Below are 24,391 nucleotides of genomic sequence, written 5' to 3' on the forward strand. Positions count from 1 at the left end.
CATCATCTTGCTGGTTGTAACGGTTGGATTGCTTCACGTTCGCCATCATAGCTTTCGCGGGTAGGCGGGCAATGCTGGAAACCGGATATCGTTCGATAATCGCACACATTGCCCCGGCACGTTGCGCGTCGTGGTCAAGCTGCACACCGTGCGCCGGTTGGCGCGATGTCGAGTCATAGGACGCGGCCACCTAAAAGCCCTTATCAGACGGGCGACGCCAGGCGTGGGTCTGGCCCTTGGTCGAACCGCAGGGCCTGCGAGTGGCTGAATCAGGCCGGCAAGTTGTTTTTTAATTATGATCGATTATCAGCTGGAGTGGGTTCATACCAATTCAAGTTAAATCGCAGACGCCAATCGGCCAAATGCGAAGTTCATATTTATTATTAAGTTTCGTTTGGCTAAGGTGGCGACAAACACTGGCGCTAAACGCTGCGCTGTAGCGGCTTGAGCTCATGAAAACAACTGTACCTAAAGCCGCCGATTAATCTTGCGCCAACAATAACTCGAACGACCCGAAGTCTTTTTCTGCAGTGGGTCAACACATTCAATTGTTTCATCGGCACGTCCCGCGTTGGGGCGGCCACCGCCATGGAAGCCGATATGATCGTCAATAACTCCTCCAATGCTGCGTTATCGGCTTATGCCAGTTCGGCCACCCGCAACACCGCCGCTGACAGCAGCAACGTCCAGGGCGCCGGTGATCAGAGCGATGACAGCAGCCAGACCCGCAGTAGCGATTCGGTAAGTCTCTCCAGCACCTCGACCGACTACAGCCACTCCATCGCCAATTATTCAGCGTACTTCCCGGTACGTGCAGGCATGGCGGCCGATGCCTTGGTACTTGGTGTCACGCAGCCCGGCGCGGTCAGCAGCTCCAGAGACCAGACTTTCGCCCAAGTCGGTACCGACGCGCGCAAGCGCATGGACGCCAACTATGCGCTGATGAAGAGCAGCGGCAAGCCGTACGACGGCAGCGCCACCGATCGCAACTCGCTGATGGGGGCTTTGGACCGGCGCTCGCTGTACGCCGTGGCGACCAACCAGGGTGGCCAGTTCAGTTCCGAGGAGCAGGCGGCCGCCAACGGGCTGATGCGCCAGCAAGAGCGTCTGGCGACCGGCTATTTCAGTGGCCCGGTGGATCAACAGGCGCACTTTACCGACCCGTACGCCAACGATCCGGTCGGTCGTGCCAAGGCCGCGCTGGCGTTTCTGGACAACATGAGCCCGGAAGAAAAAGCCGCCCCGCAATGGCTGACCCAGCATCAGACGCTCAGCGACGCCCTGGCTCAGACGGGGACCGATGCGCACGACTCGAGCACGAAAAAGGACAAGGGGCACTTCCACAACCTTTCGGAGATTCTGGCGGGTATCGACACTGACGGCTCGCAAAGCAAACAGGCGGCCAGTGATGAGAAAAGCGGCGTTTCGATCGTTCGCTCATAGCCTTTGTTGAAGCAGGCCGGGTTGCCCAGCGTTGCCCGACCAGCGCCGCCCGGCCAGCGCCGGGCGGCTTGCCAGCTAGCCGGTGTGATGACTCGCCGCCAGGCCATACACCGATGTCGGCAGGCCTTCGAAACGCGCCTTAAGCTGGAGCGCCAGATACAACGAGTAGTGCCGCGACTGATGCAGGTTGCCGCCATGAAACCAGAGGTTGTCCTGCTGCGTGGGCTTCCACATGTTGCGCAGCTCGCCCTCGTACGGCCCCGGATCATTGGTGGTGCCAGAACCCAGGCCCCAGCAGCGTCCGACCTTGTCGGCGACGTCCTGGGAAATCAGCTTCGCTGCCCAGCCGTTCATCGAGCCATAGCCGGTTGCGTAGATGATCAGGTCAGCCGGCAGGCGGGTGCCGTCGTTGAGCACCACAGCGTCCGCTTCAATGCGCTCGACCCCAAGGCCCGGCGCGCTCTTGAGCTTGATGGTGCCGTTGGCGATCAGCTCCGAAGCGCCGACGTCGATGTAATAGCCCGAGCCACGACGCACGTATTTCATGAACAGACCGGACTCGTCGTCACCGAAGTCGAGCATGAAACCGGCGTTTTCCAGGCGCTGGTAGAAGTCCTTGTCTCGTTCCTTGATCGCTGCAAAGACCGGCTGGTGAAAGCTGGGCATGACCTTGTACGGAATCGAGGCGAACAGCATGTCGGCCTTGTCCGTGGTCAGGCCGCTGGCCACGGCGTCCTCGGAGTACAGGCCACCGAAGACCAGGTCCATCAGGCTGTCGGAACGCACGATATGGGTACTGGAACGCTGCACCATGGTCACTTCGGCGCCGTTCTCGATCAGGTCGGCGCAGATATCGTGGGCCGAATTGTTCGCACCGATCACCACGGCGCGCTTGCCACGCCAGGCGTCGCCACCGGGATGGCGACTGGAATGGTGCTGCTGACCGCTGAAGGCCTCGGCCCCCGGATAGCTGGGCACATTGGGTACGCCGGACATTCCGGTGGCGAGGATCAACTGGGTGGGCTGCAGCACCAGGCGTTCGCCGTCGCGCTGCACCTCGACCGTCCAGGTGCCGGCCTGCTCGTCGAAGCTGGCGCTCACGCATTCGGTGCGCGGCCAGTAATTGAGCTCCATGACCTTGGTGTACATCTCCAGCCAGTCGCCCACCTGATCCTTGGGGGTGAAGACCGGCCAGTGATCGGGGAAGGGCAGGTAAGGCATATGGTCGTACCAGACCGGATCATGCAGGCACAACGACTTGTAGCGGCCGCGCCACTGATCGCCGGGCCGCTCGGCCTTGTCGACGATCAAGGTCGGCACACCCAGGCGTTTGAGGCGTGCCGCCAGGCCCAACCCGCCCTGGCCGCCGCCGACGATCAGGCAGTAGGGTTGGGTGGTGATGCCCAGCGAGGCCTCTTCATCGCGGCGGCGTTCCAGCCAGTTGCGTTTGTCGGCGTGGCCGTGCCCGTGATTGGCGCCCAGCGGACGGCGCCGGCCGCTCGGCTCTTCGAAGCCCTTGAGTTCGCGCATGGTCGTGAGCAGCGTCCAGCACAGGCCGTCTTTGAGACGCACATAACCCTTGCCCCGCGCGGTGGCGGTTTCCAGGCTGATCCAGCCTTCGAGCACACCGTTTTCCAGGGTCGCTTCACCTTCCACTTGCCACTTTTCCGGTTGGGTCTGCTGCAGACGCGTCTGCAGCATCTCGGCGATCGCGGGTTTGCCTTCCAGGGTCACCAGGTTCCAGCTGAACAGCAGCAGGTCTCGCCAATAGCAGTCGTCGGCAAACAACTGCAGCGTGCCATCAAGGTCACGTTGGGTGAGGAGTGCGTCGAGGCGTTCGATCCAGGCCGCCAACTGCGCGGTCGGTGTTTGCAGGGGTGTTTCGACAGCGATATTCATGGGGTGTCTCCCGATCTTGTTGTTTTTGTCTCCTCCTGTCTTGAGCAAGCGCCGGGCCAACTCCGGCAAAGCGGCGGCGCAGAGCCGTCGCAGGCCAATCAGCCAGGTGCGGGCTCGGGGCTTTGTCACGATTGCGATAATCGGCATGACAAAGTGTCACCCGGCGCCGCAGGCCACGCGCGCCACGTTTTGATCTAAGCTGCGGACCAAGCCGTGTCCAGATCGCAGCGGAGAACAAGAACGATGACCACAGCCTTGATCAGTGCCCACGCGCAACAGGTACTGCAAGCGGTGCAGGGCCCTGTTGCCAGCCAGGGCTCTGCCTGCAACCCCAACCCTGCGGCTGATCCGGCGATTACCCGCTCATGGCGCCGTTGCCTGGATCAACACCAACTCGACCCTGCCAGCCGCCGCGCGCCGAACGTGGTCGAGCACCCGCGTCTGCAGGATCATCGCGCGCCGCTGGAGCACATCATTGCGGTGGCGCGCTGGCAGATGAACAGCCTGCACCAGCAACTGGGCGGCGACGGTCACGTGGTGCTGCTGACCGATGCGCGCGGGGTGGTGATCGACAGTGTGTTCAATGAGGCCGAGCGGGTCGGCTTCCAGCGTTCCGGGCTGTGGCTGGGCGCGGTGTGGAGCGAGGATTTCGAGGGCACCAATGGCGTCGGCACCTGCCTGGTCGAGCGGCAGAACGTGACGATCCGCCGTGACGAACATTTCCGCGGCAAGCACGTTGGCCTGACCTGCTCGGCCAGCCCGATCTTCGATCCGAGCGGTGAACTGCTGGCCGTCCTCAACCTGTCGTCGGCGCGGGAAGAGCACAGCCTGCAACAGCGCTTTCAAGCGATGGCATTGACCAACCTGTCGGCCAAGCTGATCGAGAACTGTTTTTTCCTCGGGCATGACCCGCAGCGCTACTTGCTGCGTTTTCATCCCGAAGCCCGGTTCGTCGGGCTGCTAGGTGAGGGTCTGCTGAGTTTCGATGACAGTGCGCGCATCTGTTCAGTCAACCACGCGGCACTGGATCTGCTGGGTGTGAGCCGTGAACAGCTGATCGGACAATCGCTGACGGCGGTGCTGGAAACACCTCTTGACCAGATACTGGCCCAGGCCCGCCCACAACCGGGCGTCTGCTGGCCCCTGCGCTCGGCGAGCGGACGCCTGTTCTACGGGCAGCTGCGCGGGCCGCTGCGGCATGCTCCGGCGGTCACATCGCCAGCCCCGAAAATCGTCGACCTGCGTGTGTGCCTGGACGACCCGCGCCTGCAACGCGGCTTTGCGCGGGCCTTGCGCGTTCTGGAGCACGATGTGCCGGTGTTTCTGCAGGGCGAGACCGGCACCGGCAAGGAAGCTTTCGCTGCGGCATTGCACCGCGCCAGTTCGCGGGCGAACCAGCCATTCGTGGCCATCAACTGCGCAGGCATTCCCGAGACGCTGATCGAAAGCGAGCTGTTCGGCTATCGCGGCGGCAGCTTCACCGGGGCGCGCAAGGAAGGCATGATCGGCAAACTGGAGCAGGCCCATGGCGGCATCCTGTTTCTCGACGAGATCGGCGACATGCCGCTGGCCTTGCAGACCCGCCTGCTACGCGTGCTGGAGGAGCGTGAAGTGGTGCCGCTGGGCGGTGCCCAGGCCCGCGCGCTGGACGTGCGGCTGATCAGCGCCAGCCATCAGCAACTGCAAGCGTGCGTGGCCCAGGGGCGTTTTCGCGAGGATCTGTTCTACCGCCTGGGCGGCCTTACCGTGCAGCTGCCGCCTTTGCGTGAGCGCTCCGACAAAGCCAGCCTGCTTGACCTTTTGCTGCGCGAAGAGGCGGCCGCAGCGGTGGTCGAGCTGGACCCCGGCGTGCGCGAACATTTGCTGGCGCAGCCTTGGCCGGGCAACGTCCGACAACTGCGTACCTGTCTGCGTACCCTGGTGGCGTTGGCGTGGGAAGGGCGGGTCAGCCTGGAGGACGTCATCGAACTGCTGCCGGCGCAGGCGGCCACGATCGGCCAGAGCGAAGATCCGTTGGGCAGGTCCGAACGCCAGACGCTGTTGACCCTGATCGAAGCCGAACACTGGCATATCGGCCAGGTGGCTGCGCGGCTGGGCATCAGTCGCAACACGCTGTACCGCAAGCTGCGCCATCACGGCATTGCCCGGCGCAGCTGAGCACAGCGGCAAGGCGGCGCAGGAGGGGCAGGGGGCTTGCATGGACGGTCGTCTGGATCTGATGCAAAGCAGTTGAACCAATAAGCTGACTGGAAGGTCAGGATATTCAGCTGCACTTTGCCCACCTCGAGGATTGCCCATGCGCGTCTACACCCTTCACTACCGATTCAACGACCAACCCCGCACCCACTCAATCGAGCTCAAGCAACCGGAACTGCCCGTCCATGAGGCCGCCATGCATTTGCTTGAGCTGCATTTCGGCGATGGCGAAAACAGCCTGATCATGCCCAACGCGGACGCGACGCCGGAGGACATTGTGCAGCAGGCCGAGCGCGATGGGCTGACGCAGATTACGGTGCTCAATCAAGCCGATTGACGCCGCGCGCACGCATAAATTTGTAATGACCGGCGTTGCCCGACAGAATCGCCCCCCGATCCGGCCAAAGGCGCCGGACGTTGGCGCTGAAAAGGGGTAGCAGTTGAACCAACACACATTGTCCATGCGCCTGGAGCGCGTGGCGGCACAGGTGCCAATCGGTGCGCGGCTGGCCGATATCGGCTCGGACCACGGTTACCTGCCGGTGGCGTTGATGCGTCGTGGCGCCATTGCCGCTGCGGTGGCCGGTGAGGTCGCACTGACGCCGTTCCACTCGGCCCAACGCACGGTGCGCGAGAATGGCCTGCAGTTGCACATCAGCGTGCGCCTGGCAAGCGGCCTTGCGGCGATCGAGCCACAGGACGCAATCACCGCGATCAGCATCTGCGGGATGGGCGGGGAGACCATTCGTGACATTCTGCAGAGCGGCAAGACCCGGCTGAGCGGCCAGGAGCGCTTGATCCTGCAGCCCAATGGCGGCGAGCAGCCGCTGCGTCAGTGGTTGATGGAAAACGGCTATCGCATCCTCTGCGAGGAACTGCTCCAGGAAAACCGCTTCTACTACGAAATCATCGTCGCCGAGCGCGGCGCCGCGGTGACGTACAGCGCCGAGCAGCTGTACTTCGGCCCGTTGCAGATGCAGACCCGCAGCCCGGTATTTCTCGCCAAGTGGCAGCGCATGCTGCGCCAGAAGCAGCGAATGTTGACCGAACTGGCACGGGCGCAGCAGACAGTGCCCGAGCACAAGGTCCAGGAGATAGCCCAGCAGGCGCGCTGGATCAGCGAACTGCTGGGGTAAGTGAGGCGGCGCCGCAGTGGCGCCGCTCGAGGCAATCTGGCCCGTCTTGCTGTCGGGCCGGCAAGCCGATCAGAGGGTTGGCAGTTGTCCGATGCGGCCCATCATCTCGGTGACGATCTGCAGGTCCAGCAGAAACTGCTCGGTGGTCTTGAACTCGGCGTCGGTGTGGCCGGTGTACTTGACGTCGGGTCGAGCAAGCCCGAACTGCACGCCATTGGGCAGTTCATGGACCGAAGTGGCGCCGGCCGAGGTGCCGAATTCATGCTTCATCCCCAGGTTTTCGCTGGCCACGGCCAGCAAGGCCTTGACCCATTCGCCTTCCGGGTTGCGGTACATGGGCTCGGCAATCGAGTAATCGAAAGCGGGCGCGATGTGGCTGCGCTTACTCCAGGCATCGAGCCGGGTAGCGATCTCGGTTTTCAGGGTCTGTGGTGACTTGCCCTTGGGCACGCGCAAATTGACTGCGAGCTTGAAGGCTTTCTCATCCACGGCCACATAGGTCAGCGAGGCGGTCAGCGGCCCCATGAACGGATCGGCGAAGCCCACGCCCAGCTTGCTGCCCAGATAATCCAGACCCCAGTTGTCGGCGGCGTAACGGGCGGCGTCGGTGATCTGGTTGTGCTTGAGCGCGACCTTGCCGTCCAGACTGTTGATCAAGTCGAGCATCCTGGCCACCGGGTTGACGCCCGATTGCGGTTCGGAGGAGTGCGCCGACACGCCCGTCACCGTCAGGTTGACGTCCTTGCCGACGACCTCGGCGCTGACCTTGAAGTCACCGCCATTGCGTTGGGCATATTCGGCGCCGGCCTGTTGCAGGCTGGCAGCAAGCTCGGCGGGCTGATCGCTCACCAGCGTAGCGACGGAACGGGACGGGATCTGGTTGGTCGCCAGGCCGCCGGTCATCGACGTGATCGCCGCGCCCTGGCCCTCGGCGGTGCGGTTCGGGAACGTCGCCATGACCGTGCCGTAGCCCTTCTCGGCAATCACCACCGGGTAGCTGCCATCGAGCGCCAGGTTGTACTCAGGCGTGGGGTTGCGCTCGAAGTAGTAGGGGATCGCGTCGCCTGCGGTTTCCTCGGTGGTGTCGATCAGCAGCTTGAAGTTTCGGGCCAGGGGCAGCTTCTCCTCCTTGATGATCTTCATCGCGTACAGGGCGACGACGATGCCGTTCTTGTCATCTTCGGTGCCGCGGCCATACAGGCGATCGCCAATCTGCGTGACCTTGAACGGATCGAGCTGGGTGCCGTCTTCCAGTACCCAGTTCGCCGGGGTCACTGGCACCACGTCAGCGTGGGCATGAATGCCGACCAGTTCCTTGCCCGAGCCTGACAGCGAGACCTCGTAGATGCGGTTGTCGACATTGCGAAAATCCAGGTTGAACGCCTGGGCCAAACGCTGGATCTTGTCGGCAATCTTGATGAATTGCGGGTTCTCGTGCTGGGGAACGCCATCCACGCGCACCGTCGGGATCGCGACCAGCTCCCGCAAGGTCTGAGTCGCGGCGGCGCCGTATTTGACCCGCGCGTAGAGACCCAGCAGACGATGAATCTCATTCTGCTGTTCGGCTTCGAGCTGCTTGTTGTCGAGGAAGGCGCTGATCGTAGGGCCGAGCTTGTCGGTGCTGGCCACGTCACTCTTGCTCAGGCGTGCGAGAAACTGCCTGAAATCGGTCACCGATGCGTCGTTGAAGGTCTTGAGGATGACCTCGCTCTGTTGTGCGCTGATGTTGGCCCAAGCGCAGCTGCTGAACGAGGAAAAACTGGCGAGCACCAGTGTGGCGGCGGCCAGGTGCTTGAACGGCAAATTCATGGTGAAAGGCATTCCTTTGCAGGTATTTTTGTGGGAAGGATCTGATCGTTTGATCAGAAAGACCAGCAAACTAACATCGCAAAGGGGGATCGGCGAGTCCCTGATGGGTCATCTGTCGCGCTGAAATGCAAAAGCGACGCAGATATGAAAAAGCCCGCAAGCGCGGGCCTGGGGCCAACCGTGGTGCCATCAGTGTGCTGGCCACAACCGGTGGAAACGGGGCAGACGCGCCCCGTTCGCCCTGTCTGCCTAGCGGTTGCGGGTCACCCGCCACACAGTGTTCGAGAGATCGTCGGCGATGATCAGCGCGCCGCGCGGATCGACCGTGACCCCCACGGGTCGACCACGGGTTTTGCCGTCGGCCCCACGGAAACCCGTGGCAAAGTCAACAGGCTCGCCAGCCGCGTGGCCGCCGCTGAAGGGTACGAAAACCACCTTGTAGCCCACCGGGTTGTCACGGTTCCAGCTGCCATGCTCGCCGACGAACACCCCGTCCGCGAACTTCTCGCCCATGGCAGCACTGGAAAAGTCCAGGCCCAGCGCGGCCACGTGCGAGCCCAGGCTGTAGTCCGGTTTGATCGCGGACGCGACTTTCTGCGGATCCTGGGGTTGGGCGCGGGTGTCGACGTTCTGGCCCCAATAGCTGTAAGGCCAGCCGTAGAATCCGCCTTCACGCACCGAGGTCAGGTAATCGGGTACCAGGTCCGGCCCAAGCTCATCGCGCTCGTTGGCCACGGCCCACAACTGCCCGGTGCCAGGCTGGATCCTCAGCGCCGTCGGGTTGCGCACGCCCGTCGCATAGGGTTTGTGGGCGCCGCTGCGGACGTCGACCTGCCAGATTCTCGCCCGCTCCAGCTCGACCTCCATGCCGCGCTCGGTAACATTGCTGTTGGAGCCGATGCCGACATACAGCGTGCTGCCATCGGCACTGACCGCCAGGGACTTGGTCCAGTGGTGGTTGATTTTGGACGGCAGTTCGGTGATCAAGGTCGGCGCGCCGCTGGCCTTGGTCTGGCCCTCTGCATAATCGAAGCTGACCAGTGCGTCCTGGTTGGCGACGTAGATCTTGCCATTGGCAAACGCCAACCCATACGGCGCATTGAGGTTCTCGGCGAACACGGTCCTGAGCTCGTACTTGCCGTCGCCATCGGCGTCACGCAACAAGGTCAGGCGATTGCCTCCCTTGACCTTGGTATTGCCCTGAGCCTTGATGTAGCTGGCGATCACGTCCTTGGGCTTGAGCTTCGGCGCCTCGGTCCCGCCTTTGCCTTCGGCCACCAGGATGTCGCCATTGGGCAAGACCAGGGTCTGGCGCGGGACCTGCAGGTCAGCGGCAATCGCCGTGACGCTATAGCCCTGGGGCACCGTCGGTTTCTGTTCGCCCCAGGCGGTCGGCTCGGCGATCTTCATGCTCGGCAGCAGGCCGCGTTCGGCCTCTGGCATCTTCGGATCGGAACCGTGGGTTTGAGCGCTGTCTTTCTCGCCACCGCAGGCGCTCAAAAGCAGGGCCATGGTCAATGCCGTCAGTGCGTAGGAATGTCTCATTGCGCGGCCCCCGAGCGTAGGTTGGTCAGTCCGGTCCATGCCGCTGCGCAGCTGAGCAAGGTCACCACCACCGACAGGATCAAGCCCGCCGGCATCACGGCCCAGGCGTCCTTGGCGTGCTCGAAGGAATTGACCAGCCCCAAAACCCAAGTCGCCAGCAAAAGCAGGAAGTACACCAGCGCACGGCCTGACTTGTGACTGGCCCGGATCAGATTGACCAGGGCAAACAGCAGCGCCAGCCCACACAACAGCATGCCGCCGGCAATCAGCCAGGAGGCGAAGTTGCTCCATTGAATCAAGTAGGTCTGGTAGTAAGCGATGTCGCTCAATAACCCGCCGAGGAACAACGGCACGGCTCCCGCCAGCACAATTGTGTGAAGCGGGCCGGGAAGGCTTCGGTAGGGAGAATAGGTAGTGTCGGTCACGTGGGTTCCTTATCGTTCATCGACCCAGGGCTGTTCCCTGCGCGAATGTGCCGGGCTGGCATTACGCTGACTGCGCGATAAAAAAGAGCGTGCTGGCCAAGTGTTAGTTCAATGGGATTTCATCGCGGACACTAAGGCGTTATATCGGCGGTTTGTAAAACATCGCCTAGACTCACTTTCGCAACTGCGCTTCGTTCTTTGCCCCCCGGTCTCTTGTGCTGGCATATTGGGCGGTTGCCGAGATCCACGCCCGACGTTCGATCACCTATATGCCGCCGATGCGCAACGCCACATCGATGCTGTGCAAGCTGGAAGTTATTCAGCCCCTGGATGGGCCGCTGCACTACGCCTCAAAGGCGCGGTGTGCCGGGAGTTACCGATGGACAGCAATAAGGAAGCTGGCAGTGGCCCTGGATTCTGGATACCCAGCGGCGCCGTGTTATTGAGTTTGTTGTTTTCGACCTGGGCCTTGCAGCGTGAGCCGTTCATCAACGCTCGACCTGCCTCATTGCCCGCCGTGGTCCAGACCCAGGTTGACGCGCGGCTGTGGCAGGACCCGTTCGATGCCCTCGAGCGATACCGGGAGCTGTATAAGAGCAGCAGCCCGCAGCAGATGGCAGGGCCATGCCCGCAGGTCACCAGCGTTGCAGGCGTTGCGCAGGCGCCCACGGCTGTCGATACCAGCGGCCCGCCTCCTGAAATCATGATTGCCCTGGTGCGAGGTTCTGCCTACGCGGACGATGTCGAGCTGCGCCGGCGGATTCGCTACGCAATGCTCGCCGGGTTCAAGAGCAGTCGCATGGTGCCCGATGATGAACAACATATCGGCTGCTACAGCACCACCATCGGCAACACCCAAACCGGGTTGCCGTTCGAAAGCTTCAGCGCCGACCCGTTTGATCCGCCTGCCACGCTGGATGAGGTGCCTGACAGACAAGCACGCACCTATCTGTTCTGGCTCAAGGAGGAGGCGCTGGGCGACAGGCCGCTGGCGGGGCTGGATGAGCTGCGTCAAAAACTGACGACCTATCTGGGGGGCCAACTCTGCTACCGCAACTGGCCCTTCGCAAAAGACCCGCAGCAGCGGGTGCTGAAAGTGATCGGCCCTTCGAGCTCGACGGTGTTGCGGGCGATGTACCTGGAGGAAGCAGCCATTCGCCGAAGCGAGGACGGCGTCGTACCGCAGCAGGTCGAAATCTATTCGCCGCTGGCCACCGCAGAGTGGGCCATGTTGATGCGCGGCAGCGATCCGTCGACCGACCTCGAAAAAATCGACCACCCGCAATCCATGCAGTTGCTGCGCACCGTCAGCGACGACGGCAGGATGGCCAAGCTGCTGCTGGACGAATTGGCACTGCGCCATGTCGATCCTGCGCTGGGCATGCGCTGCGCCAGAGACCCCGGCTCGCGGCCGGAAACCGGGTGTCCGACCAGCCGCTGGAAGAGATCCAATCGGGTGGCCATCCTGGCGGAGTGGGACAGTTTCTACAGCCGGGCGCTGATCGAGAGCTTCATGGGGCAGCTGGCCACGCGTGCCAGACCTTACTCTGAAGACTCCGGCCAGCCAGGCGACAGGCCGGGCATGAGCGCCCCTGAGCGGCGGGAAGTCGGAAAGTGGGTGATGAGTTTCGGCTACTTGCGCGGGCTGGACGGACGGCTACCCGACAAAGGCGCGACGCCGCCCAAGGTGCCAGCGGCCGATGACAAGCAGGCGCCACAAAAAGCACCGGCGGAAACGGCCGATGGCAACGGTCAGCTCGACTACCTGCGGCGGCTGGCGGACCATATCGCCAGCCTCGATGAGGCGCAGCGCAACGCCGGTGAGGATGGCATCGGTGCCATCGGCATCTTCGGTCAGGACACCTATGACAAACTGCTTGCCCTGCAGGCGATGAAAAGCCGCATGCCGACCAAAGTCTATTTCTCCACTGACCTTGACGCTCGCATGCTGCAACAGGGCCAGGCGCAGATCACCCGCAACCTGGTGCTCGCCGCACCGTATGGATTGACCCTGACCCGCGCCTTGCAACAGGACGTCCCGCCGTTTCGCGAGAGCCTGCAAAGCTCGGTGTATATCGCGGTCATGGCCGCGCTGTCACCCCAGCCGTTGGCCGCCAAGCGCCTGATGTTCGACTATTCCAAATCTTCGCTGCTCTCGCCCTCGATCTATGAGATCGGCAAAAGCGGGTTCATCGCGCTGGCCAGCCAGTTGACCGACCGGCAATCGAAGGACTGTTCCGTCGCCAGCGTTTCCAAAACCGGTGAGCAGACACCTGCGCGGGACATCATGTCCCTGCGCTGTCTGCAGGATCCGCCGCCTCCCGCTTATCTGGAAGCGTCCTCCAAGATGCCGGAGTGGCTGGGGCAGGCTCAATCGTTCTTCTGGGCCGGGCCGCTGTGCATTGTGCTGGTGCTGATCGGCATCCTGTTGGGCTGGCTGCATACCGGACTGCACCCTGACGAAAAACGTCACGACTGGGTCCGACGCTTGCCGTTGATGCTATACGGCGCGGCGGCACTGAGTGGCTGGGCGGCCACCCTGTACTGGCGCGTGGAACTGCTGTGGCTGGCCGGCGCACTGGTGATCCTGGGCATGCTCAGCGCCGACCTCAACCGCAGGCAGCGCAGATTGCAGGCCAGCCTGCCGGGCGCTGGTGGGGCCGGCTATGACGACAACAGTGACGGCAAGGGCGTTGGCTGGTACGTCACGATCCCGGCAATCGTGTTCATCCTTCTCTTGCTCATGGGGTACCAGAGCCGTGTCGAACTGACTGACAAAGGCCTGGGCGAGCCGATGTTCCTGTTTGAAGGCATCAGCTCCTGGCCGACCGTCGCGCTGCGGCTGCTGGCAGCCATCATCTCCCTCGCTGCCCTGGCCTGGGCCTGGCGCAAGCTCAACCGTAATCGCCAGGAAATCGAACGCGCCTACGGCCTGGACGGTTATTCGCGCACGCTGTCGCTGGGCTTTTGCCAGCAATGGAAGACATGGCACAGCAATGACAGACACACCCGCCAGCATCGCTGGAAGTGGGTAGGGCGCATGTTTTATCGGATGCTTTTGCCGTTGGCTGAACGCCAGGACGCATCCCGGTCAGGCGGCCGGGGCAAGCGTGTGCAAGGTTTCGCCGATTCGCCAGATGGTCGCCAACCTCAATCACTGGTCAGGTTCTGGGCCGAACACCGGGTCGCCGGCAGCTTTGCCGCGCGGCTGGTGAGGGTACTGTTGTGCAGCTGGATTTTCCTGGTCGTGACCAGCGTCTTTTACGTGATCCTGCCGGTCGAGGACATCCCCGTGCGCGGGGCGTCCGAGGGGATATGGCTGTGGAGCTGGGTGCTGCCTACGGTGTTTTTCCAGATCCTGGTGTTCTGGGTGATCGACGCGAATATGTTGTTGAGTCGCTTCATCCGCCAGCTGAGCCGCGACTACCTGATCTGGCCCAGAGCGGTGCGCCGCCGCTGGGAGGATTTGCCGATCCCAACCACCCATTACTGCCTGGACGATTATCTGGACCTGACCCTCATCGCCCAACGTACCAGCGCGGTCAACCGGCTCATTTACGCACCGACGCTGGTAATGCTGGTACTCATGGCCTCGCGCAGCACGCTGTTCGACAACTGGCCGGCGCCGATCAGCAGCATGATCATTCTGTTAGTCAATGCGCTGCTGTTGCTCGGCTCTGCCTTGACCCTGAGACGCTGCGCCGAAAGTGCGCGCAGGACGGCGATGGAACGCATCGACCGATACCTGCTGCAGGGCGTCGAAACCAGACAAAGCGAAGCCATCCGCCTGGCCCGCATCCAACAGGGCATCGCCTCGGCAGAAGCGGACCTGGAGCAGGCGAAAACAATCGCCGTACGCGAGACGCTGATCACCCTGCGCGAGCGGATGAAGGCATTGAGAACCGGGGCATTCTCACCCTATTCGGAAGAACCGTTACTCAGGGCGGTGCTGTTGTCGCTCACCGGGCTGGGCGGGACGGTGATCATCGACGCCCTGAACTTCCTGAGTTTCTAGCGCGTGCCGTGCGCCTGGGATCGAAGTAGCGCAGCGCAACGGGACACACGCGTGGGTAGCAATAGATGGATCTGGAATAACCACCGACCGCCTCATTGCCTTTAACTCGTGGTCGGTTGTAACCGGTCAGCTATATTTGCTCAGGCTTTTGCCCAGGGGCGCCGCGAACCGGAAGTACGGCGTGTGAAACCTGCAAAAGCTGTTTCCAACACCTGGGCCGGTGGAATTGAGTAGTCATTGGAGAAGAGCCACAGCACATCCTTCAAGGAAGTCGACCATGTCGCTGGTCATCGATGGCAAACCCAAACGCATCGGTCTTGCCATGTCCGGAGGCGGTTTCAGAGCCGCTGCGTTCCACCTGGGCGTCATGCAACAACTACAGACGCTCGGGCTTCTCGACAAGATAGACCTGCTCAGTTGCGTGAGTGGCGGCAGTATTGCCGGCGCCACCGTAGCGTTGAACTGGGCGTCGGCCACCAAGCTCCAACTGCTCGACACTTACCTGCGAACACGCTCGGTCGCGGTTTCATCATTCATCGCTGGCAGCCTCGATCCGTTTGCCTCGCGCCTGGACAAACTGGCCGACAGCTACGACGACGACCTGTTCAAGCGCAACACCCTGTCGGCATTGAGCAACGGCCCTCGGCTCTACTTGAATGCGACCAACCTTGCCACCGGCAACCTGTTTTTCTTCGTTGCCGGCGGCGGTGGGCTGGCGGAGATCGGCGAGCATGAGCTGGGGGTGGTGCCAGCACCGGACTTCCCGATCTGCAAGGCCGTCGCCGCGTCGTCTGCCTTTCCTCCGGTCTTTCCACCCCTGCGACTCGGCCCTGAGGCCTACAGCCCGGCCAGTGTCGAATACGTGACCCTCACAGACGGCGGCATCTACGACAACATGGGCGTCAATCCGCTGTTGCGCGACAGGAATGCCCTGGACTACATCATCGTCAGCGACGGCGGCAAGCCTTTCACCAACAGCAGCCAGCCCACCGAGTCCGGTGCCATCGTGCTCAAGGCGGCGCTGGACATCATGATGGAGCAGATCCGCGGCCTTGAGTTCGACCGTCTGCAATACCGTCATCTGGCAGGCCAGGGGCCAACACCGATGTGGTTCTCCATCGACAGCCGTGAAGGGCAGGCGCGGGAAGGCGACGCCGCCTTTGCCTCGGCCATCGACACCAATCTGCGACGCCTGTCCGATGAAGAAATGGCCGTACTCACGCGCCACGGCGCAGCGCTGGTCGATGCCAGGCTCAAGCGCTATGCGCCGGAACTGCTCGCCCGTCCTGCTGGATAACGCTACCGGGCTGTTTCTGCTGGCGGTGTCATCAAGGCGCTGACGGCCTCTCGACTCTGGCTTGGGCTGCCTGAGCCGTTTCGCGCAACGCCAATAGCCGTCGGATTGCTCAAGGGAATCGCTATGACTGACTATCCGCCACCGGCGATGCGCAAACTGCGGGTGTACGCCTTCGATCCGCAGGCCGCCACGCAACTGGACACCGCCCGGATCAGCCACGCCACGATCCAGATTCCCTGGGAGGAGCGCTGGGAAGCGAAGATGCAGCGGGGCCCGGTCAACGAATACTTCGAGGTGATCGATATCGACCCTGGCAGCGGCCAGTTCTACGACCCGGTGGACCTGAACGACCCGCACCTGCTGGCTCAGGACGGGCTCAAGCCTTCGGAGGGTGACCCGCGCTTCCATCAGCAGATGGTTTTTGCCGTGGCCATGAAAACCGTGAAACTGTTCGAGCGGGCGCTGGGGCGTAAAGTGTACTGGTGTCCGCAGTGGGACGAGGCTGCCGGCACGTATCGCAAGGTGCGCAAACTGCGTATCTATCCCCATGGCTTGCGCGAGGCGAATGCGTACTACAGCAAGGAGAAAAAAGCCCTGCTGTTTGGCTACTTCAAGGCGTCGATGACCGATCCCGGAGTCAATCTTCCCGGGAGCTGGGTGTTCACCGCCTTGTCCCACGACATCATCGCCCACGAAACCACCCACGCGATCCTCGATGGCCTGCACCGGCGCTACAGCGAGTCGACCAGTGTCGACAGCCTGGCGTTTCATGAGGCATTTGCCGACATCGTGGCGTTGATGATGCACTTCATGCTGCCCGAGGCCGTGTCCATGCACGTCGCTGCCAATGGCGGCAGCCTCGACCAGCGCTCCTGGATGAGTGGACTGGCTCGCCAGTTCGGGGAAGCCACCGGCCGCTATGCCGCGTTGCGCGAAGCGATCGACGACAAGGACAGCCAGAAACTCCCAGACCCGACCCTGCTGTCGAAAACCTCTGAGCCCCATGAGCGCGGAGCGATTCTGGTGGCGGCGGTGTTCGACGCGTTCATCGGGATTTATGAGCAGCGCTCGGCCGATCTGTTGCGTCTGGCCGAGGGTGCCGGGCGCACCGGCAGTCGTCTGCCACAGGAACTGATTCAGCGCCTGACCCGCGAGGCGACCAAGTCTGCCGACCACGTGTTGCGCATGTGCCTGCGCGCCCTGGATTACCTGCCGCCGGTGGACGTGCGCTTCGGTGAGTTCCTGCGCGCCATCGTCACCGCTGACACCGACCTGATCGCCGACGACCCGATGCAGTACCGCCTGGCCATGATTCAAGCCTTCCGCCGGCGCGGCATCTTGCCGGAAAACTGCCTGTCGCTGGCACCGGACAGCCTGTTGTGGGAGTCGGCCGCCGCCGAGCTTGGCGCCGAGCCATTGCTGGACGCCAGCGACGGCCCCTATGCGCTCGACCTGACCCCGCAATATCAGCGCGACAAGGGCTTCAGCCAGGCCGAGCATAACCGCAAACGGGTGTGGAACTGGCTGATCACGGTGTGTAGCAGCAACCCGCGGTGGGCCTCGGCGTTGGGGGTCGTCTTCAACGCCGAGCGCAGCGGCGCCGAGCCCTACATCGCGGGTAGCCTTTTCAGCGCAACGGATCAGAGCCGGCCGGCAGTCGAGGTGCATTCGGTCAGAACCTGCCGCCGTGCAGGGCCCGATGGTCAGGATCTGCGCCAGCTGGTCATCGAGATCACGCAACGACGCCGGGGCTTTCTCAGCGAGCAGGATCAGCAGCGGCAGGACAGCCAGGATCTGCCGGGCCCGGATGATCAAACCAATGATTTCCAGTTCCGCGGCGGGGCGACGCTGATCATCGACCTGCGCGACGGCATGCTGCGCTATGTGATCCGCAAGCGCATCGACGATACGCTGCGACTGGCGGCGCAGCGCCTGTTTCTGCAGACCGGCTCCGACAGCCTGACCCTGGCCTACCGGGCGGCGGACTCCAGAGACAATCCCTTCGCCATGATGCATCGGGGAGTGTGAGGCCATGGCCCAGGTCAAACGGTCAGGATCGGTCAGCGTGCGTATGTATCGCGGCATCCTCGGTGACTGCTTTTTGCTTCGCTATGAAGAGCAGGGCGAGGCGACCCGGCATGTGCTGATCGACTGCGGAGTCTTGCAGGGGGTGGCCAATGCCAGAGATAAAATGACAGAGGTCGTCAGCGACTTGCTGAGCACCACCGGTGGCAGGCTTGACCTGTTGGTGGTGACCCATGAGCACCACGATCACCTCTCAGGCTTTCAATATGAGCAGGAGCGGTTCGTCAAGGACTTCTCTGTCGATGAGTTCTGGCTGGCCTGGACCGAGGACCCCACCGACCCCACGGCCATCGGTCTGCGGGCGCAGTTCGACAAGAGCAAAAACGCCCTGGCAGCGCTGGCCGCTCAGCCAAAGATGACCGCGTTGAAGGATCAGGACGCGCGGATCAGAAATGTCCTCGAGCTCAGCGCTTTCCTGGGGCTGGACACACAGGGTCGGCCGACCGGCGCCAAGAACCTGCAGATGCTCAAGGACAAAGCCACACCGGCGCGCACTCGCTATCTGGAACCCGGAGATGTGGTCACGCCGACCCGGATCGACTCGCTCAAGGTCTACGTCATGGGACCGCCGAGGGACACCGCTGCATTGCGCAGAGATGCACCGCGCACCGGTGCGGCCAAGGAGGTCTACCTGAGCCGTCAGGAGGAGGCAAACGCCCTGGAACTGCAACTGGCGCAACTCGACGGAACTCAGATACCGCCGCAAGAGCTGCCGTTTGCCAAGCCTCATCAACGGTCGCTGGACGCCCTGGCCAAGACCCGTCCCGAGGACTACAGCCTGACCCAGAAGCTGTACTACGACGCCAAGGCGACGGGTCGGAAAATCGATGAGGAGTGGTACTCATCGGCCGAAACCCTGGCCTTGAAAATGGACTCCGACACCAATAACACCAGCCTGGTGCTGGCTATCGAATTACCGGACGGACAGATTCTGTTGTTCCCCGGCGACGCCCAGGTCGGCAACTGGCTGTCATGGGCCGACCAGACCTACCCGCGCACTCCCGATCCGGCCGAGGGCGCGGCGCTGAGCGTTGATGACATCCTGGCGCGGGTGAGCCTGTACAAGGTCGGTCACCATTGCAGCCACAACGCCACGCTGCGCCAGATGGGGCTGGAGAAAATGATCAGCCCTCGGCTGGTGGCGATGATTCCGGTGGTCACCCAAGTGGCCAGGGACAACCACTGGAACATGCCTTATCCCGATCTGTATCAGGCCCTGAAGGACAAAACACAGCAACGGCTGGTGATTGGCGACAGCGTGATGGCCGATGAGCGCCAGGCATTTGAAAAAAACCCGACTTCGTCGCAACTGCCCGCCGTACTGGCCTACCGTGACGACGGTCTATGGGTGGAAATCAAGATTTCATTCTGAGACCCGGCAGCACTTTTCATACAGTTTCAAGTTAAAACACCTGGAACTGATCGGGTTCCTGCCACCCATCGGCTGTTGCCAAAACAATCAGAGTCATTTTCTTCAAGTGGATATCGGAAGTTGTGTCCGTTATTGACAACGGACGCTGCAATAAACCAGATCATTCATATTGGAGAACTCTCATGACTACAAACAACAAGAATCCGGGCAACTTCGCCAACGATCGCGAAAAGGCCTCCGAGGCCGGTAAAAAAGGCGGTCAGGCCTCAGAGGGCGGTTTCGCCAACGACAAGGAGAAAGCATCCGACGCGGGCAAGAAGGGCGGTGAACACAGCCACGATGGCGGCCGCAAGTCTTCGTGATCAAACACCACCGATGACGTCACGCGGTGCAGCACGGCCGGGCCAACCTGGGAACAACATCGAACAGCAGTGGCAACTATCAGCGGATGCGGGACGCCGCACCTGGAAGATATTGCCAGTGTGTTTGAAAGCACTGGATGCAAAGGCCGAAGCCGAGACGATGCAGTATTGAACTCGGATTGATAAAAGAACTTCACACTTCAAAGAATGAGGTAATAAACAATGACGCAAGATAAACAAAACGAGATGTCCAACCACCAGGCGGGCAAACAAGGCGGCGAAATGACTTCCGCCAGCCCGGACAAACAGTGCGCTCAGGAAATGGGCAGCCAAGGCGCGCAGAACAGTGGCGCGACTGCCGAACGGGACGCCGGTCGCGGCGCTGACGCTGGCAGCCAAGGCGCTCAGAACAGCGCAGACAGTCTTGGGAATGACGCCGCCCGCAGCGCAGAGGCCGGCAGGCAGGGTGGCGCGGGCAACTTCGCCGCTGACCGTGAAAAGGCCTCCGAGGTTGGTAGCAAGGGCGGGCAGGACAGCCACGGCGGTGGACGCGGTGATGCCTGAATCCGTTGCGCGGCGCCGCTAGGCCTCGTGCATGTTAAACCCTAACCTATGCCGCGAAGGACGCTGGTGCTGTGCCACGCCTCTCGCGGCGTACTCAGGCGGTCAGGGCTGGCGGGCAGTGCAGCTGACCGCCAGCCAATCGACAGGTGCTCGATATGACGACTCATGTGATTAATTTTACCGGCCCGATCAACGCATCGACGTGTGGACAGCTGATCGACAAGGCATCGCTGGCGGTCGAACGCGGCGCATCGCAGCTGCTGGTCAATATCGCCACGATGGGAGGCGAATGCAGCTACGGGTTTACCCTGTACAACTTTTTGCTGGCGTTGCCCGTCCCGGTTCACACCCATAACCTGGGCACGGTCGAGTCCATGGGCAATATCGTGTTCCTGGCGGGGCAACAGCGCACAGCGTGTCTGCACAGCAAATTCCTGTTTCATCCCTTTCATTGGCACCTGAACGGTTCCATCGATCATACGCGCATGTCCGAGTATGCGATGAGCCTGGATTACGACCTGCTGCTTTATACGCGCATCGTCAGCGAACGAACCAGGGAGGCCAAGGAGACGCTGGAAACGCAAAAATACCTCAGCGCGGCGCCTCGCATTCTGGACCCTGAGCAGGCGATGAGCTGCGGCATGATCCAGGCCATCGGCTTACCCAAGATCAGTGGCGGCTGTGTCAGTTACGGCATCCATTCGTAGAAGGCAGCCATCGGCCTGTTCACCTGCCCGGATCGGAAGCGAAGACTTCATCGAGCACGGTTTCGAGGTCCGATACGCTAAACGGCTTTCTCAACATCAGCGCCGACTTGCCCACCGCCTCCTCGATAGCGGCGGTCTGCGAGTAGCCACTGGCGAAAATCACCGGCAGATCAGGCCGTTTGCTGCGCACCGCCTTGGCCATTTGCGCGCCGTTCATGCCAGGCATCGCGAAGTCCACCAGCAGCAGGTCAGGATCGACGTCGTCCAGAAGCGCCAGCCCGCTCTCGCCGTCGTGTGCCACCGCGACCTCAAAGCCAAGGACTTCAAGGGAGGCATGCAGAAACAGCCTGACGTCCGGATCATCATCGACCACCAGCACCTTGCGCGCCTTGTAGGTGGTGGAAGACGCTGACGACTGCTCGGGCGACGCCGCCTTGCTGGCGATATCCACCGCAGGCAGGTACAGGATGATGCTGGTGCCTTGAGGCATTCGCGGGTCGATGCGTGCCGTTCCACCTGCCTGTCTGGCCATCGCATAAACCTGACTCAGGCCCAGGCCGGTGCCTTTGCCGACACCTTTGGTCGTGTAGAAGGGTTCAAAGGCTCGGGCCGCGACGGCGGGTGTCATGCCTGCGCCGGTGTCGCGCACGCGAATCTCGACGTACTTGCCGGGAGGAACATCAGGGTCCTCGAGCAAGTGGCGCTCATGGGCAGTGATGCGCAGGTCGCCGCCTTCGGGCATCGCGTCGCGCGCGTTGATGGCCAGGTTCAGCAGCGCCATTTCCAGTTGGGTCGGATCCGACAATACCCCCAGATGCTGTTCGCCGACCTCGATGCTGACGCTGATCAGCGGGCCGACCGAGCTGTGGAGGATTTCGCGCATGTCGGCAATGAGGCCGGCGATGTCGATCGGGCGTAACTCGAATTTCTGCGCGCGCGAGAACGCCAACAGCTGAGCGGTGAGCTTGGCCCCACGCTCGGTCGCCTGCATGCCGTTCTTTGCAAGCCGCGCAATCCGTTCTGGATCGTGCGGGGTGCGCAGAATCAGGTCCATGCAGCCATGCGCCGCCTGCAACAGGTTATTGAAGTCGTGAGCCAGGCCGCCAGTGAGTTGGCCCACGGCCTCCATCTTCTGACCTTGCCTGATGGCCTCTTCGCGCTGCAGGTCGTCGCTGATGTCGCGTCCCACCGTGTAGAAACTTCCACTCTGTGGATCTGCCTCGGGCACCGCAGACCAGGCGAACGAAATCGGCGTACCGTCGGCCTTGAGCAGCCTGACGTGGAACTGATGTACCGGATGGCCGGCTTGCAGCCTGGCGACCACATCACCGGTGGCTGCAAGATCGTCCGGATGGATGATCTCGGAGAACGGTTTGGCCAGCAGCTCCTCGACGGATCGATTCAACTGGCGCGACCAGGCCGGGTTGATCGACTTCAGGTAGCCGTCGAATGTCGCCACGCCGAACAGGTCGCGGCTCATCTCGAACAGGCGATCGCGCTCGCGTTTCGCATCCTTGGCCTCTTGCCGTTCGAGGGTCACCCGGCCGGTGGTCTCGGTGCACGCACAGAACAGGCCGACGACTTCACCCGCGTCGTCGGGTACCGGCGTGTAGGAGAATGAAAAGTGGGTCTCCTCCGGGTAGCCATTGCGATGCAGGGTCAGCGTGAGGTCGTCCATGTGCACAGGCTCACCGGCGAACACCTGATCCATCAGCCCACCGACCGAGTCGCGCACTTCCGGCCAGGTGTCGAAGAATGGCCGGGCAAACGCCTGCGGGTGCCGACTGCCCAGCATCGCCGAGTACGCGTCGTTGTACAGCAAGATGCGCTGCGCGCCCCAGGCGACGAACATTGGCTGGCCAGAGTTGAGCATCACCCTGACCAGGATAATCAGTGCCTGCGGCCAGGTTGCCGGATCGCCCATCGGGATCCGGGTCCAGTCTTGCGCCCGAAGCAGGTCTCCGGCATGCCCGCCGCCCGCGAGCAGGGCCCCAGCAGTTGGCCGAGTATGGTCATTCAATGGATCGCGCCCCACATCTCAAAACAAAGGGTTGGGAAAACTATGGGTTCGAGGGCCCGAGCCGGTGAAAAGTTTCTGAAAACTGTGGGCGGGGTGGCGGGGGAGATCGGCCGGGAGAAAAGCGCTCAGATCCTCTCGCCGCACGGCTTGCCTGCGGCGACGCTCGAGAACGCCACCGCCGGCAGGCCGGACGGCTACAGAGTTTTGATCGAGGGTAAGCCCCGCCTGATCAGCCTCGGGCCGCAGCCTTTCGACCCGATGCCGTCCTTGGCCAGCGCCGCTGAGGGCTCATTTATTATCCGAAAAGAAGACAAGCACGACCGGCGTCCAGCGCTTTTGTGAAGGCGCTGCGCTATAAGGCGTATGGATCGTTGAGGGACGGTTTGTTGGGAGAGACTGATGAGCGATTTGAGCATGTTCGGTGAGAAATACTCAATAATCGGCGCGTTCAGGGTAGGTAAAATCTATCAACGCAGCTACCTGCAAGGGTCGCTCATCACTGCAGCCAAGGACTTTTCATGAGCGTCAGCCGCGCCAACCTCGCTGATTTTGTTTATTTCCTCGCCATTGCCCGCCATCAAAGCTTCAGCCGAGCGGGTCAGGAAGTCGGGATCAGTGCCTCTGCGCTGAGTCATGCCATCAAAGGCCTGGAGACGCGAATTGGTGTGCGTCTACTTAATCGAACGACGAGAAGCGTTACGTTGACTGATGCGGGCGAGCGGTTGCATCAGGTGATCAGCACGCCCATGAAAGAAATCGACGATGCCATGGATATCCTGAACAAGTTTCGGGACGAACCCACAGGCCGTATCCGATTAAATATTCTGAGCGATGCCGCTGACCTCTTGCTCGGCCCGGTGCTGCCCATCTTCATGGAACGTTATCCGCAAATCCAGGTAGACCTGACGGTGACCAACCTTATCGTCGATGTGATTGGTGGAGGCCATGACGCAGGTATCCGCTACGGTGGGACTGTCCCTGAAGACATGATTGCCCAGCGCCTGTGCTCAGACATTCGATGGGTGGTCGCCGGGTCACCTGACTACCTCGAACGGTATGGAGTGCCCAAGCACCCTGAAGATCTGCACAACCATCGCTGCTTGCGCATCCGCCTCGGCAACGGCGCGATGTACGACTGGGAGTTCGAAAAAGATGAGCAGAAGCTCGCGATTGCAGTTCCTGGAATGATTACGATTGATGAAACTCGCGTGGGCCTGTCCCTGGTGCGCAATGGTGCGGGCCTGATGTACGCCCCTGAGCCCGCCATGCGACCGCTGCTGGAAAGTGCAGAGGTCGTTACCGTTCTGGACGACTGGGCGAGCGTTGCCCCAGGTTTCCACATGTACTTCTCAAGTCACCGGCAACTCCCGACAGGATTACGCTTGCTGATCGACCTCATCCGAGAAATCCAGCCACTCGGTGAATAGCGGGCAGTTCGGCTGCTTCAAAGTCACGGTTTGCACTCCTGATTCATCGGCTGGGTCGCACGCCGCAATGAGCGAGACTCAGGGATTAG

General features: G+C 62.0%; 19 protein-coding genes. 14 read left to right on the forward strand and 5 right to left on the reverse strand.

Translation table 11 applies throughout. From position 1 onward, the window contains the following. The first annotated feature begins 600 nt into the window (after positions 1-600). Positions 601-1,443, forward strand: a complete 843-nt coding sequence (locus ACI2KS_RS12135) for a hypothetical protein (RefSeq protein WP_404620397.1) — start codon at positions 601-603, stop codon at positions 1,441-1,443. A 75-nt stretch (positions 1,444-1,518) separates the two neighbouring features. On the opposite strand, the gene ACI2KS_RS12140 is transcribed toward ACI2KS_RS12135, so the two are convergent. After that, positions 1,519-3,342, reverse strand: coding sequence for an NAD(P)/FAD-dependent oxidoreductase (locus ACI2KS_RS12140; RefSeq protein ID WP_404620399.1), 1,824 nt, complete (start codon positions 3,340-3,342; stop codon positions 1,519-1,521). Between the two features lie 243 nt (positions 3,343-3,585). On the opposite strand from ACI2KS_RS12140, the gene ACI2KS_RS12145 reads away from it, so the two are divergent. The 3 genes from ACI2KS_RS12145 (at position 3,586) to ACI2KS_RS12155 (ending at position 6,674) form a co-directional block, all read left to right on the forward strand. Beyond that, positions 3,586-5,499, forward strand: a complete 1,914-nt coding sequence (locus ACI2KS_RS12145; RefSeq protein WP_404620401.1) for a sigma-54-dependent Fis family transcriptional regulator — start codon at positions 3,586-3,588, stop codon at positions 5,497-5,499. Positions 5,500-5,638: 139 nt separating this feature from the next. Further along, a complete protein-coding gene (locus ACI2KS_RS12150) occupies positions 5,639-5,875 on the forward strand; it encodes a hypothetical protein (RefSeq protein ID WP_404620403.1) in 237 nt (78 codons plus the stop codon). Positions 5,876-5,978: 103 nt separating this feature from the next. Beyond that, positions 5,979-6,674 carry a tRNA (adenine(22)-N(1))-methyltransferase gene (locus ACI2KS_RS12155; protein ID WP_404620405.1) on the forward strand — a complete coding sequence of 232 codons (696 nt, stop codon included), beginning with the start codon at positions 5,979-5,981 and terminating at the stop codon, positions 6,672-6,674. A gap of 69 nt (positions 6,675-6,743) precedes the next feature. Here ACI2KS_RS12155 and ACI2KS_RS12160 read toward each other — a convergent pair whose 3' ends face one another. The 3 genes from ACI2KS_RS12160 to ACI2KS_RS12170 all read right to left on the reverse strand — a co-directional run bounded on the left by ACI2KS_RS12160 (position 6,744) and on the right by ACI2KS_RS12170 (position 10,453). Beyond that, positions 6,744-8,483 carry a dipeptidase gene (locus ACI2KS_RS12160; RefSeq protein ID WP_404620407.1) on the reverse strand — a complete coding sequence of 580 codons (1,740 nt, stop codon included), beginning with the start codon at positions 8,481-8,483 and terminating at the stop codon, positions 6,744-6,746. A gap of 249 nt (positions 8,484-8,732) precedes the next feature. Further along, complete coding sequence (locus ACI2KS_RS12165; protein ID WP_404620409.1) at positions 8,733-10,028, reverse strand: PQQ-dependent sugar dehydrogenase; 1,296 nt, start codon at positions 10,026-10,028, stop codon at positions 8,733-8,735. Continuing rightward, on the reverse strand, positions 10,025-10,453 hold the full coding sequence (locus tag ACI2KS_RS12170) for a DUF2231 domain-containing protein (RefSeq protein ID WP_404620410.1): 429 nt from the start codon (positions 10,451-10,453) through the stop codon (positions 10,025-10,027). Before ACI2KS_RS12170 ends, ACI2KS_RS12165 begins: the two co-directional genes overlap by 4 nt. Positions 10,454-10,832: 379 nt before the next feature. Between ACI2KS_RS12170 and ACI2KS_RS12175 the strand changes: the two genes are divergently transcribed. The 7 genes from ACI2KS_RS12175 to ACI2KS_RS12205 all read left to right on the forward strand — a co-directional run bounded on the left by ACI2KS_RS12175 (position 10,833) and on the right by ACI2KS_RS12205 (position 20,855). Next, entirely contained in the window at positions 10,833-14,468 is a 3,636-nt protein-coding gene (locus tag ACI2KS_RS12175; RefSeq protein ID WP_404620412.1) for a hypothetical protein, read from the forward strand. Positions 14,469-14,745: 277 nt separating this feature from the next. Further along, a complete protein-coding gene (locus ACI2KS_RS12180) occupies positions 14,746-15,765 on the forward strand; it encodes a patatin-like phospholipase family protein (protein WP_404620414.1) in 1,020 nt (339 codons plus the stop codon). 123 nt (positions 15,766-15,888) lie between these two features. Further along, entirely contained in the window at positions 15,889-17,793 is a 1,905-nt protein-coding gene (locus tag ACI2KS_RS12185) for a hypothetical protein (protein ID WP_404620416.1), read from the forward strand. A 4-nt stretch (positions 17,794-17,797) separates the two neighbouring features. After that, positions 17,798-19,222 carry an MBL fold metallo-hydrolase gene (locus tag ACI2KS_RS12190; protein ID WP_404620418.1) on the forward strand — a complete coding sequence of 475 codons (1,425 nt, stop codon included), beginning with the start codon at positions 17,798-17,800 and terminating at the stop codon, positions 19,220-19,222. Positions 19,223-19,404: 182 nt separating this feature from the next. Continuing rightward, positions 19,405-19,584 (forward strand): general stress protein, encoded by a 180-nt coding sequence (locus ACI2KS_RS12195; RefSeq protein ID WP_404620420.1) that lies wholly within the window; start codon positions 19,405-19,407, stop codon positions 19,582-19,584. Positions 19,585-19,806: 222 nt separating this feature from the next. Further along, a complete protein-coding gene (locus tag ACI2KS_RS12200; RefSeq protein ID WP_404620422.1) occupies positions 19,807-20,148 on the forward strand; it encodes a general stress protein in 342 nt (113 codons plus the stop codon). Between the two features lie 155 nt (positions 20,149-20,303). Next, entirely contained in the window at positions 20,304-20,855 is a 552-nt protein-coding gene (locus tag ACI2KS_RS12205) for an ATP-dependent Clp protease proteolytic subunit (protein ID WP_404620424.1), read from the forward strand. Positions 20,856-20,874: 19 nt separating this feature from the next. Here the strand turns inward: ACI2KS_RS12205 and ACI2KS_RS12210 are convergent, their stop codons facing one another. After that, positions 20,875-22,779, reverse strand: a complete 1,905-nt coding sequence (locus ACI2KS_RS12210) for a response regulator (RefSeq protein WP_404620426.1) — start codon at positions 22,777-22,779, stop codon at positions 20,875-20,877. Positions 22,780-22,821: 42 nt separating this feature from the next. Between ACI2KS_RS12210 and ACI2KS_RS12215 the strand changes: the two genes are divergently transcribed. The 3 genes from ACI2KS_RS12215 to ACI2KS_RS12225 are packed head-to-tail and all read left to right on the forward strand — an operon-like array spanning position 22,822 to position 24,302. Then, positions 22,822-23,217 (forward strand): hypothetical protein, encoded by a 396-nt coding sequence (locus ACI2KS_RS12215; protein WP_404620428.1) that lies wholly within the window; start codon positions 22,822-22,824, stop codon positions 23,215-23,217. Positions 23,218-23,274: 57 nt separating this feature from the next. Continuing rightward, the gene (locus ACI2KS_RS12220; protein WP_404620430.1) at positions 23,275-23,397 is read left to right on the forward strand and encodes a hypothetical protein; all 123 of its coding nucleotides are present in this window, start codon (positions 23,275-23,277) and stop codon (positions 23,395-23,397) included. Next, the gene (locus ACI2KS_RS12225) at positions 23,394-24,302 is read left to right on the forward strand and encodes a LysR family transcriptional regulator (RefSeq protein ID WP_404620432.1); all 909 of its coding nucleotides are present in this window, start codon (positions 23,394-23,396) and stop codon (positions 24,300-24,302) included. Before ACI2KS_RS12220 ends, ACI2KS_RS12225 begins: the two co-directional genes overlap by 4 nt. Positions 24,303-24,391: the final 89 nt, after the last annotated feature.

The organism is Pseudomonas sp. NPDC087358 (genome assembly GCF_044900785.1).
GTDB lineage: Bacteria > Pseudomonadota > Gammaproteobacteria > Pseudomonadales > Pseudomonadaceae > Aquipseudomonas.

What these genes read in the sequence shown, in the direction of transcription:
- ACI2KS_RS12180 (WP_404620414.1), top strand. Translation starts at nt 14,746, where the DNA reads ATGTCGCTGGTCATCGATGGCAAACCCAAACGCATCGGTCTTGCCATG.
- ACI2KS_RS12160 (WP_404620407.1), bottom strand. Translation starts at nt 8,483, where the DNA reads ATGAATTTGCCGTTCAAGCACCTGGCCGCCGCCACACTGGTGCTCGCC.
- ACI2KS_RS12210 (WP_404620426.1), bottom strand. Translation starts at nt 22,779, where the DNA reads ATGGGCGATCCGGCAACCTGGCCGCAGGCACTGATTATCCTGGTCAGG.
- ACI2KS_RS12205 (WP_404620424.1), top strand. Translation starts at nt 20,304, where the DNA reads ATGACGACTCATGTGATTAATTTTACCGGCCCGATCAACGCATCGACG.
- ACI2KS_RS12195 (WP_404620420.1), top strand. Translation starts at nt 19,405, where the DNA reads ATGACTACAAACAACAAGAATCCGGGCAACTTCGCCAACGATCGCGAA.
- ACI2KS_RS12150 (WP_404620403.1), top strand. Translation starts at nt 5,639, where the DNA reads ATGCGCGTCTACACCCTTCACTACCGATTCAACGACCAACCCCGCACC.
- ACI2KS_RS12140 (WP_404620399.1), bottom strand. Translation starts at nt 3,342, where the DNA reads ATGAATATCGCTGTCGAAACACCCCTGCAAACACCGACCGCGCAGTTG.
- ACI2KS_RS12175 (WP_404620412.1), top strand. Translation starts at nt 10,833, where the DNA reads ATGGACAGCAATAAGGAAGCTGGCAGTGGCCCTGGATTCTGGATACCC.
- ACI2KS_RS12135 (WP_404620397.1), top strand. Translation starts at nt 601, where the DNA reads ATGATCGTCAATAACTCCTCCAATGCTGCGTTATCGGCTTATGCCAGT.
- ACI2KS_RS12215 (WP_404620428.1), top strand. Translation starts at nt 22,822, where the DNA reads ATGCCCGCCGCCCGCGAGCAGGGCCCCAGCAGTTGGCCGAGTATGGTC.
- ACI2KS_RS12165 (WP_404620409.1), bottom strand. Translation starts at nt 10,028, where the DNA reads ATGAGACATTCCTACGCACTGACGGCATTGACCATGGCCCTGCTTTTG.
- ACI2KS_RS12225 (WP_404620432.1), top strand. Translation starts at nt 23,394, where the DNA reads ATGAGCGTCAGCCGCGCCAACCTCGCTGATTTTGTTTATTTCCTCGCC.
- ACI2KS_RS12200 (WP_404620422.1), top strand. Translation starts at nt 19,807, where the DNA reads ATGACGCAAGATAAACAAAACGAGATGTCCAACCACCAGGCGGGCAAA.
- ACI2KS_RS12190 (WP_404620418.1), top strand. Translation starts at nt 17,798, where the DNA reads ATGGCCCAGGTCAAACGGTCAGGATCGGTCAGCGTGCGTATGTATCGC.
- ACI2KS_RS12220 (WP_404620430.1), top strand. Translation starts at nt 23,275, where the DNA reads ATGAGCGATTTGAGCATGTTCGGTGAGAAATACTCAATAATCGGCGCG.
- ACI2KS_RS12185 (WP_404620416.1), top strand. Translation starts at nt 15,889, where the DNA reads ATGACTGACTATCCGCCACCGGCGATGCGCAAACTGCGGGTGTACGCC.
- ACI2KS_RS12145 (WP_404620401.1), top strand. Translation starts at nt 3,586, where the DNA reads ATGACCACAGCCTTGATCAGTGCCCACGCGCAACAGGTACTGCAAGCG.